Consider the following 10,991-nt stretch of genomic DNA (forward strand, 5'->3'; position numbering starts at 1 on the left):
AAGAGCCATTTTCTCAGTATAAAACCCAATATAAAAACGGCTTATTAATACAATAAGCCGTTTTTTAAACTCAAATTATAGACTGTTTTGATCTACTGCGACACCCGCACCTTGAGTGGTAGAAAGACTTACTTTCTTAATAAATACGCCTTTAGCAGAAGCAGGTTTTGCTTTTGTTAAAGCCGCTAATAAAGCTTGTAAGTTTTCTTTTAATTGCTCTGGGCTAAAGTCTGCTTTACCGATTGTAGTATGAATAATACCATTTTTATCATTACGGTAACGAACCTGACCAGATTTCGCATTTTTGACTGCTTCAGCCACATTTGAGGTTACAGTACCTACTTTCGGGTTTGGCATTAAGCCACGAGGTCCTAAAATTTGACCTAATTGACCAACAACGCGCATTGCATCAGGGGAAGCGATAACAACATCAAAGTCCATTTCGCCTTTCTTGATTTGCTCTGCTAAATCTTCCATACCCACTAAATCTGCACCTGCTTCTTTCGCTGCATCTGCATTTGCGCCTTGAGTGAATACCGCAACGCGAACGTTACGACCTGTACCATTTGGTAATACTGTCGCACCACGAACATTTTGGTCAGATTTACGTGCATCAATCCCTAAATTTACTGCAACATCAACGCTTTCTACGAATTTAGCACTCGTAAATTGTTTTAATACTGCGATCGCTTCATTGATTTCATAAGCTTTAGTTGAATCAACACCCGCTTTGATTGCTTTCATACGTTTGGTTAGTTTAGCCATTAATTAGTCCTCCACTACCAAACCCATTGAACGTGCAGTACCTTCAATAGATTTCATCTTAGTTTCAATTGTTGCACCCGTCATATCCGCTGCTTTTGTTTCAGCAATCTCACGGATTTGTGCTTTTGTTACTTTACCGACTTTATCTTTGTTCGGTTTACCAGAACCTGACTTGATGCCAGCTGCTTTTTTCAATAATACCGCTGCTGGTGGGGTTTTAGTTACAAAAGTAAATGAACGGTCTGCATAAACAGTGATAACCACTGGAATCGGTAAACCTTTTTCTAAGCTCTCAGTACGAGCGTTGAATGCTTTACAGAATTCCATAATATTCACACCTTGTTGACCTAATGCTGGACCAACTGGTGGTGAAGGGTTAGCCATACCCGCTGCAACTTGCAACTTAATATAGGCTTGAACTTTCTTTGCCATTTTAATTTCCTCGTTATGGGTGATAACGCTTTTCAGCTCCCCGTATGATTGAAAGCACTTATCGTGCGATTACATAACAATACGCGAAAGATTTACGCGTAAGGTCGCGAATTATACAAATTCTTGCGAATATTGCCAAGCAAAAATTACAATTTGATGATACTAAAAAAATGGCAAGTATCACCTTGCCATTTATAATTAGATGTTTATTAATTATTTTTTTCTACTTGACCAAACTCCAGTTCAACTGGTGTAGCTCGACCAAAGATAGAAACCGATACTTTCAGACGACCTTTATCGTAATCGACTTCTTCAACCGTTCCATTAAAGTCTGCAAACGGACCTTCTTTAACTCTCACTTCCTCACCAGGTTGGAAGACAGTTCTTGGTTTTGGTTTGTCAGAATTTTGCTCTAGACGATTTAAAATAATGTCAGCCTCACGGTTACTAATCGGCGCAGGCTTATCTGGTGTACCACCAATAAATCCCATTACGCGTGGCACACTACGCACAAGCTGCCAAGTGTAATCATTCATTTCCATTTGTACCAAGACATAACCGGGGAAGTATTTACGTTCACTTTTACGACGCTTACCACCCACGTTCTCAACTACTTCTTCTGTAGGAACAAGTACTTCACCAAATTGATCTTCCATTTGGTGCAATTTAATATATTCGCGCAATGTTGCTGCTACACGGCCTTCAAAGCCAGAAAATGCTTGTAACACATACCAGCGTTTTTTTGGTGTATTCTCTGTCATCTTAGAACCTCAAATTTGTTAAGAAATTAATTACAGAAACAATAATAGAATCAAGTCCCCATAAAATGAGAGAAACAATCATCGTAACAGCCATAACAATCAAGGTTGTTTGCATTGCCTCAGAACGTGTTGGCCATACAATTTTTCTTAATTCTATTCTAGAGTCTTTCAAAAAGGCGCGTGCTTTTGTCCCTTGGTTAGTAATAGCTAAAATACCCAAGGCAATAAGTAATAGAATCACTACCGCAACCACACGGATTGGAGTAGAAAATTGGTCTGCAAAATAAATATTTCCAACTGCTGCCACAGCAATAATTACCATACTGAGTAGCCATAAAAAGGTATTTAGTCCTTTTGACTTCTGAAGATCTTCCGCTTGTTCAGCGTGTTTCTTTTTATCAATATTTGACGCCATAATTGTATCCATTATTCAATAAAATCGGGATGCTGTTCTGAACGCGCAATTGTAGCATTTTCTTATTTTGTTGCCTATCAAAAATCATAGAAAATTTAACGATTTCTTACAAAAAAGAAATTAATCATTCCCTATTATTTCAACGAAGAGATCACATCTTTCATCATCTAAAGTGCGGTGCCTTTCCAGTAAATTTTTGCTTTTAACTTAATAAGCAAATAATTATTAGATGTAAAACATACGAATAATAAGGGAATAGTAACCACTCTATTTCTAGAAGTAACAAAGAGATAGCCTGACCCAATTTAGCAAATTAATCAACGATTCTTAAAATCAAAGTGCGGTGCTTTTTCGTGAAGTTTTTCATTTTGTCAATCAACTCAGTTTGCGCAACATTTTTAAATTAGCAGTAAAAAACAAAAGGGCATCTTTCGATGCCCTCTTTCGCTTTCTGATAGCTTTCTAGCGTTATCTAGCAATAATCATTATTTGATGATTTTCGCTACAACACCCGCACCTACTGTACGGCCACCTTCACGGATCGCAAAGCGTAAACCTTGGTCCATTGCGATTGGGTGAATTAAGCTTACTGTCATTTTGATGTTATCGCCTGGCATTACCATTTCTACACCTTCTGGTAACTCAATTGTTCCTGTTACGTCAGTGGTACGGAAATAGAATTGTGGACGGTAACCTTTGAAGAATGGCGTATGACGTCCACCTTCTTCTTTTGATAATACGTAAACTTCTGATTCAAAGTCGGTGTGTGGCGTGATTGAACCTGGTTTCGCTAATACTTGACCACGTTCGATTTCTTCACGTTTTGTACCACGTAATAATGCACCGATGTTTTCACCTGCACGACCTTCGTCAAGTAATTTACGGAACATTTCTACACCTGTTACGGTTGTTTTCGCTGTTTCTTTGATACCAACGATTTCTACTTCATCACCTGTGCGGATGATACCACGCTCTACACGACCAGTTACTACGGTACCACGACCTGAGATTGAGAATACGTCTTCGATTGGTAATAAGAACGGTTGGTCAATCGCACGCTCTGGCTCTGGGATGTAAGTATCTAAGTGGTTTGCTAACTCAAGGATTTTTTCTTCCCATTGTGCATCGCCTTCTAACGCTTTTAACGCTGAACCACGTACGATTGGGGTATCATCACCCGGGAAGTCATATTGAGAAAGAAGCTCACGCACTTCCATTTCAACTAATTCTAATAACTCTTCATCATCTACCATATCGCATTTGTTTAAGAATACGATGATGTATGGTACACCTACTTGGCGACCTAATAAGATGTGTTCACGAGTTTGTGGCATTGGACCATCTGTTGCTGCTACTACTAAGATTGCACCGTCCATTTGCGCTGCACCAGTAATCATATTTTTTACATAGTCCGCGTGTCCTGGGCAGTCAACGTGTGCATAGTGGCGAGTTGGGGTATCGTATTCAACGTGTGAAGTGTTGATGGTGATACCGCGCGCTTTTTCTTCTGGCGCGTTATCAATTTGGTCAAATGCGCGTGCCGCACCACCGTAGTGTTTTGCTAATACGGTTGTGATTGCAGCAGTTAAAGTTGTTTTACCATGGTCAACGTGACCGATTGTACCCACGTTTACGTGCGGTTTTGTACGTTCAAATTTTTCTTTAGACATTGCTAATGTTTCCTTTAAGTAAAGTTCCGTAGCACATTACTGCACTACGGCGTTTAATATTCAATTATTTTTTACGTGCTTCAATAACTGCTGCTGCAACACTTGCTGGTGCTTCAGCATATTTCAATGGTTCCATTGAGTATGATGCACGACCTTGAGTTTGTGAACGAAGATCCGTTGCATAACCAAACATTTCAGAAAGTGGAACTTCTGCATTGATTTTAACAACAAATTCGCTTGCTTCTTGACCGTTTACCATTGCACGACGACGGCTTAAGTCACCAATTACATCACCCACATATTCAGGTGGCGTTTCCACTTCCACTTTCATAATTGGCTCAAGTAATACTGGGTTCGCTTTGTTAAATGCTGCTTTAAATGCAATAGATGCCGCCAGTTTAAATGCTAATTCAGATGAATCCACATCGTGGTATGAACCGAAATGTAAACGCACACCTAAATCAACTACTGGATAACCCGCTAATGGACCAGATTTAAGTTGTTCTTGAATACCTTTATCAACCGCAGGGATATATTCCCCCGGAATTACACCACCTTTGATTTCGTTGACAAATTCATAACCCGGACCTTCAGGATCTAATGGGTATAAGTCGATAACAACGTGACCATATTGACCGCGACCACCAGATTGTTTTGCGTGTTTCCCTTCAACATCATTTACGCGTGTACGAATAGTTTCGCGGTAAGATACTTGTGGTTTACCAATATTAGCTTCCACTTTGAACTCACGTTTCATACGGTCAACGATGATATCTAAGTGTAACTCACCCATACCAGAAATGATGGTTTCGCCTGATTCTTCATCAGTGTGAACACGGAATGAAGGGTCTTCTTGTGCAAGACGTCCTAATGCTAAGCCCATTTTCTCTTGGTCTGCTTTCGTTTTCGGTTCTACTGCAACAGAGATTACTGGCTCTGGGAATTCCATACGTTCAAGAATGATCGGTGCATCAACTGCACATAATGTATCACCTGTACCTACATCTTTCAGACCGATAGCAGCAGCGATGTCACCCGCACGAACTTCTTTGATTTCTTCACGTTTATTTGCGTGCATTTGAACGATACGACCAAAACGCTCACGTTTTTCTTTCACTGAGTTCAATACTGTAGCACCAGACTCAACCACACCAGAATATACACGGAAGAAAGTTAAGTTACCCACAAATGGGTCAGTTGCGATTTTAAATGCTAATGCTGAGAATGGTTCATTATCATCCGCGTGACGCTCACCTTCAGTTTCATCAGGATTGATCCCTTTGATTGCAGCGATGTCTGTTGGTGCTGGTAAGTAATCAATTACCGCATCAAGCATTGCTTGCACACCTTTATTTTTGAACGCAGAACCACAGGTTACAAGAATGATTTCCGTAGCCAAGGCACGTTGACGTAATGCACCTTTGATTTCTTCTTCAGTTAAATCTTCACCACCAAGGTATTTTTCCATTAACTCTTCTGAAGCTTCTGCCGCTGCTTCAACAAGATTTTGATGCCATTCTTCACATAATTCCACCATATCTGCTGGAATATCATCATAGGTAAAGGTCATACCTTGATCTGCTTCATTCCAGTTGATTGCTTTCATTTTAAGAAGATCAACAACACCTTTGAAGTTTTCTTCTGCACCAATCGGAAGTTGTAAAGGAACAGCATTACCACCTAAACGTGTTTTGATTTGTTCAACAACACGCAGGAAGTTTGCACCAGTACGGTCCATTTTGTTTACGAACGCGATACGAGGTACTTTATATTTGTTTGCTTGACGCCATACAGTTTCAGACTGAGGTTGAACACCACCTACTGCACAGTAAACCATCACCGCACCATCAAGAACACGCATTGAACGTTCTACTTCGATAGTAAAGTCAACGTGTCCCGGAGTATCAATCACGTTGATACGGTGTTGTGGGTATTGCTGAGACATACCAGACCAGAAAGCGGTTGTTGCCGCAGAAGTAATGGTAATACCACGCTCTTGTTCTTGTTCCATCCAGTCCATGGTTGCAGCACCATCATGCACCTCACCAATTTTGTGACTAACACCTGTATAGAATAGAATACGCTCTGTGGTTGTTGTTTTACCAGCATCAATGTGAGCACTAATACCGATGTTACGATAGCGCTCAATAGGAGTTACACGAGCCATTATTATTTCCTTGTTTGGAATTCAATAAATTAAAATTTTAAATATGGATAAGGCTTCACCGCATAGCAAAATGTGATGAAGCCTAAAAATCGTTTGATTAACAGATTACCAACGGTAATGTGCAAACGCTTTGTTAGCTTCAGCCATACGGTGAACGTCTTCACGTTTTTTCACTGCTGCGCCTTTGTTTTCTGATGCATCAGATAATTCATTTGCTAAACGTAAAGCCATTGATTTATCACCACGTTTACGTGCTGCCTCAACGATCCAACGCATACCTAATGCGTTACGACGTGCTGGACGCACTTCAACTGGCACTTGATAAGTAGAACCACCAACACGGCGAGATTTAACCTCAACAGTTGGGCGTACGTTTTCTAGTGCGATTTCAAATGCTTCTAACGCTTCTTTGCCTGTACGTTGCGCTAAAGTCTCTAACGCACCATAAACGATAGATTCTGCGATAGATTTTTTACCATCTACCATTAATACATTAATAAATTTCGCAAGTAATTCTGATCCGAACTTTGGATCTGGAAGAATTTTGCGTGGTTCAATACGACGACGACGTGGCATTGCAATTTCTCCGTTTTTTTATCTTCAGGATTATCCAAAACTCTTTGTGTAAGAGATCTTACGTTTACTGGAGTTTATGATAATTTATTTAATTTAATTCGCGTTTGGCCTTACTTAACGGAGAACCATTAAGCTTTAGGACGTTTAACGCCGTATTTAGAACGACCTTGTTTACGATCTTTTACGCCAGCACAGTCTAATGCACCGCGTACAGTGTGATAACGCACACCCGGTAAATCTTTAACACGACCGCCACGGATAAGCACAACGCTGTGCTCTTGAAGGTTATGACCTTCACCGCCGATATAAGAAGTTACTTCGTAACCATTTGTTAAACGAATACGGCACACTTTACGTAATGCTGAGTTCGGTTTTTTAGGTGTAGTTGTGTACACACGAGTACACACGCCACGTTTCTGCGGGCAAGCCTCTAATGCAGGAACGTTGCTTTTTACAACCTTTTTCACACGCGGTTTGCGTACTAATTGGTTGATAGTTGCCATTAAAAAAGCTCCAGTTTATTAATTGTTATTCATAAAAGAATGTTTACTTTTTGTTCTACCTTAGAATAGATAGACGCCGAATTTTAATCTTGAATGTACTTAATGTCAAGATTTGCAAAAAATAATGCAAAAAAACACCGCACTTATAAATTAGATAAAAAGACCCAGCTTTTCAGCTAGGTCTTTAACTCAATAACTTGCCTTCTTGTTAGAAGCTTGTTGTATCAAACACGCGATTAAAGGATCACTTTATTTGCTTCAACAAGTAAGTTATCTACATTTACTGTTACACCAGAGCCATCAGTGTAAGCGGTAACACCAGTATTATAATCTGTTGCCCCTTTCGAGAATCCAGATAACGTTACTGTGTCATCTTTATCACCATAGATAGTTAAGGTATTTCCACTATCTGTGATCGCTTTCACTTGAGCTGGAGTTAAGCTGATAGATTGGCTACCTTCTCCTAACTTGATTGTTTCAATGTTAGAAATAGATTTACCATTCAAGTTGATCGTACCGACATCAGTTAATAACAAGGTATCAATCCCCTCTCCACCATTGAAGGTTTGAATATGGTTGTTATACACCAATACGTCATTACCGCCATTACCATTTAACGCCACCGTTGTATCAGAACCGATTAAGGTTTCATTCATACCTGTACCGTTAATAGTATTACCGACAACTTGTTCTACCATAACTTTACCAGTATCTGTTAAATCTGGTGTTTCAGTTAATGTGTAATCAAACGAATCTCCTTCACTATGTTTAACGCCAACAAAGAGATCAAATGTTGGGTTGCTAAATGCCCGAGGTGTTCCTGTCATCTTGACATAATAAGTACCTGCCCTCAAATCATTCAACGCAAGCGAATCCCCCGCATTGAAAGAAGAATCTGAAGCAAGAACCGTTGTTCCATTCGTGTCAAGAATTTGGACACTACGTGACGAAGTATCTTGAGCAGCATTTAAATAAAGCATTAAATCATCACCACTTTGTAGGTTAAATTTAATGTATTCATCATCCTCAACAATACCACTATCAAATACCCCTTTTACCTCAGCCCATGTATAGCCAATTTGACTGAAATTACTTGGCGCTGAACTATTGGTTCCAAATGTCGTTAATTCAATGGATTGACTAATATTTTCATGCTGAGAAAGTTTTCTATCATAAGACACAACTTGTCCCACTTGATTTGTCGGATCCCACAGCTTAACCGTCACATCATTCGCAGTTTGTCCCGTTATAGAAGATCCATTTGCTTGAAGCGTTGCACTCTCACCTCGATAAACATCATTTGCTAATAATACGTCTTTATCAAGAGTGAGTGTATTACCCACCACATTCGTTAAGATACGATCATTAACAGCATCAAGTTTATAAATCTCGAGATGTTGTGTACCTGTAGCTTCATCACCATCAGCATCAACCACCGTAAACTCAATTACTTCAGTATAGCCAGCTTTACCTAATGAACCAGCTTGATAGGTGTAATCCCCTGTATCTAAGTTTACTTTCAACTCACCACCATTTGCCGTCTTAATTGTGGCAATGTGCGCGCCTGTGCTACTGCTTGTTGAATCATAAGTAACTGTCGTACTACCTACTTTTACAGACTGAATATGACCACCATCAGCACCAAAATGAGCCACTGCACCATCTTTATAAGTTGTAGTCGCATTTTCTGGTACTAATAAGTTATTAGTAATCATCGGCACTACCACTGTACCTTGCATATCCTCATTCAAGCCTGCAAAGTTAGAATCAGTATAGTAATTACTCATTCCCGCCGTAGATTGTGTTTCCGGATCATAGCCAATGCCGAATGACTTGAAAGTGGCAGCATAGGTATCATCACCACTCACACCATAACCATAAGCAGTAACATTATTCTCTTGCAAGAAATCACGCCAGGTCGTTAATGTGCTAGCCTGAGGTGGTGTAAATCCAGAGGCTGATTCATCTGCATCGGTAATAAAATAAACAACATTATTTGCATTATCATATTTACCAGACTCATTAAACTCTGTCATCGTACGTTTTAACGCAGAATCCATATCTGTACGATTATAAATAGGCGTACCATTAGAATTAATTACCGTAGGATCTTCCGATTGAATATTCATAAATGACTTAGCTAACTCAGCCTTAGCACTATCAATACTTTGCCAATTACTTCCTAGCTGTGTTGTACCGTTACCGTAAACAATCAAGTTCACTTTAACATCACCTAGATCACCATAGGCATTCAATAGCTGGTCAAGTACAGATTTCATCATATCCATACGACTTACACTACTTGTATCCGAGATCGTCTCGTTCATAGAACTTGAATAATCCACTACCAGCGTTAAATTAGTATTAACTGGCGAACCACCATTTACTGGATTCAAGACTGTGGTATCCATTGCTTCAGGAATGTCATCCCAAACAGTTACATTTAATGTAGATGATGTTGTGCCTTCGGCTCCATCGCTTACTAACGCTTTTACGTTGAATGACAAGTTATTTTGACCATTCACCGTGCTGTGTTCTAACGCGTGATGCAATGTTGTGGTGTAATTCGCAGTGAAGGTTGTTCCTTCTTTACTCACATCACTTAATGCCACAGTGATTACATCAACGGTTTGACCACCAATAACGGCTTTACCTGTTACAGTTTGTCCGTTATCAGATAGCATCCAAGTAACTTTAGCTCCAGTTGCGGTACCATCTTGTGCAAATAACGTTGGTAAGCCCTCAGTTGTAAGCTGAACTTTACCCGCTGTTGCAGATGCGCTATCAACTTTTCCTATACTATAATTTGTAGTATCTGAATCAGTAAATACCAATTTTCCTTGATCAACAATACCAATATTAGTGCTATTCACATCATTATGAATACCTTTATCCTGATGTTGTGCAACATTTGCTGCTAATTGACCTTCATTTACTTCTGTAGCTAAATCTGAACGATCAATGTTCATTTCAGGGTGTTGCTCAGCTGGAATATTGTTATTAGTAACCGTCAATGTCGCTGTTGTTGTACCTCCTTGGTTATCATCAGCAGTATAAGTAATGACTGGTAAAGCACCTGTATAATTTTGAGTAGGTGTTACACTATAAGTACCATTCTCATTTACTGTCACGCTAGCAATCACATCACCATTGCTATTACGGATCTGTGTTTCTTGACCCAAGACAAGAGGATCATCTACACCATCACCATTAATATCAACTTTTGCGGATCCCACTTTAAGCGTATCACCATTTACATCTGTATCATTGCTCAACACATTACCTGCTGCAGGTTTATCTGTTGTTGCTTGATCAATATCATTTTTGGCGACAGGTGGTGTATTTTTATTGCCATTCGTTACCGTTAAGGTGCCTTCATCTATGCCACCTTTACCATCTGATACAGTATAGGTAATAACTGGTAACTCACCGGTATAGTTCTCTGCTGGTGTAACAGTATAAGTACCGTCCGCATTCACTACGACCGTGCCAATAGTCTTACCTTCTTTCGTTAAAGTAACCGTTTCACCCGGTTTAACTACATCTAGCGAACCATTTCCGTCTTTATCAACGCTTACGCTCGTTACAGTCAGTTTATCGCCATTCACGTCGCTGTCGTTGCTTAACACATTACCACTCGCCGGTTTTGCTGTGCTACCAGTTGCTGCATCATCCACTGCCACTGGCGCTGTATTAGTATTT

9 protein-coding genes are annotated in these 10,991 nt (G+C 39.8%); all 9 read right to left on the reverse strand.

What is annotated here, in order from left to right; translation table 11 throughout:
• Positions 1-75 precede the first annotated feature (75 nt).
• Positions 76-765, reverse strand: coding sequence for a 50S ribosomal protein L1 (gene rplA / locus L5B90_RS11190; RefSeq protein WP_265762973.1), 690 nt, complete (start codon positions 763-765; stop codon positions 76-78).
• Between the two features lie 3 nt (positions 766-768).
• Positions 769-1,197 carry a 50S ribosomal protein L11 gene (gene rplK, locus L5B90_RS11195; protein ID WP_265762974.1) on the reverse strand — a complete coding sequence of 143 codons (429 nt, stop codon included), beginning with the start codon at positions 1,195-1,197 and terminating at the stop codon, positions 769-771.
• 209 nt (positions 1,198-1,406) lie between these two features.
• On the reverse strand, positions 1,407-1,958 hold the full coding sequence (nusG, locus tag L5B90_RS11200) for a transcription termination/antitermination protein NusG (protein ID WP_265762975.1): 552 nt from the start codon (positions 1,956-1,958) through the stop codon (positions 1,407-1,409).
• 1 nt (position 1,959) lies between these two features.
• Positions 1,960-2,373, reverse strand: a complete 414-nt coding sequence (gene secE, locus L5B90_RS11205; RefSeq protein ID WP_250351170.1) for a preprotein translocase subunit SecE — start codon at positions 2,371-2,373, stop codon at positions 1,960-1,962.
• Between the two features lie 485 nt (positions 2,374-2,858).
• Entirely contained in the window at positions 2,859-4,043 is a 1,185-nt protein-coding gene (tuf, locus tag L5B90_RS11210) for an elongation factor Tu (RefSeq protein WP_046097610.1), read from the reverse strand.
• A 64-nt stretch (positions 4,044-4,107) separates the two neighbouring features.
• Entirely contained in the window at positions 4,108-6,210 is a 2,103-nt protein-coding gene (gene fusA, locus L5B90_RS11215; RefSeq protein WP_250351171.1) for an elongation factor G, read from the reverse strand.
• Positions 6,211-6,315: 105 nt separating this feature from the next.
• Positions 6,316-6,786, reverse strand: a complete 471-nt coding sequence (gene rpsG / locus L5B90_RS11220) for a 30S ribosomal protein S7 (protein ID WP_103853509.1) — start codon at positions 6,784-6,786, stop codon at positions 6,316-6,318.
• A gap of 128 nt (positions 6,787-6,914) precedes the next feature.
• Entirely contained in the window at positions 6,915-7,289 is a 375-nt protein-coding gene (gene rpsL / locus L5B90_RS11225) for a 30S ribosomal protein S12 (RefSeq protein ID WP_013745731.1), read from the reverse strand.
• 236 nt (positions 7,290-7,525) lie between these two features.
• Positions 7,526-10,991 (reverse strand): Ig-like domain-containing protein (locus L5B90_RS11230; protein WP_265762976.1); only part of this gene is annotated, 3,466 nt, incomplete at its 5' end.

It is taken from the genome of Avibacterium sp. 20-129 (genome assembly GCF_026226845.1).
Lineage (GTDB): Bacteria > Pseudomonadota > Gammaproteobacteria > Enterobacterales > Pasteurellaceae > Avibacterium.

What these genes read in the sequence shown, in the direction of transcription:
- rplA (WP_265762973.1), bottom strand. Translation starts at nt 765, where the DNA reads ATGGCTAAACTAACCAAACGTATGAAAGCAATCAAAGCGGGTGTTGAT.
- rplK (WP_265762974.1), bottom strand. Translation starts at nt 1,197, where the DNA reads ATGGCAAAGAAAGTTCAAGCCTATATTAAGTTGCAAGTTGCAGCGGGT.
- nusG (WP_265762975.1), bottom strand. Translation starts at nt 1,958, where the DNA reads ATGACAGAGAATACACCAAAAAAACGCTGGTATGTGTTACAAGCATTT.
- secE (WP_250351170.1), bottom strand. Translation starts at nt 2,373, where the DNA reads ATGGCGTCAAATATTGATAAAAAGAAACACGCTGAACAAGCGGAAGAT.
- tuf (WP_046097610.1), bottom strand. Translation starts at nt 4,043, where the DNA reads ATGTCTAAAGAAAAATTTGAACGTACAAAACCGCACGTAAACGTGGGT.
- fusA (WP_250351171.1), bottom strand. Translation starts at nt 6,210, where the DNA reads ATGGCTCGTGTAACTCCTATTGAGCGCTATCGTAACATCGGTATTAGT.
- rpsG (WP_103853509.1), bottom strand. Translation starts at nt 6,786, where the DNA reads ATGCCACGTCGTCGTCGTATTGAACCACGCAAAATTCTTCCAGATCCA.
- rpsL (WP_013745731.1), bottom strand. Translation starts at nt 7,289, where the DNA reads ATGGCAACTATCAACCAATTAGTACGCAAACCGCGTGTGAAAAAGGTT.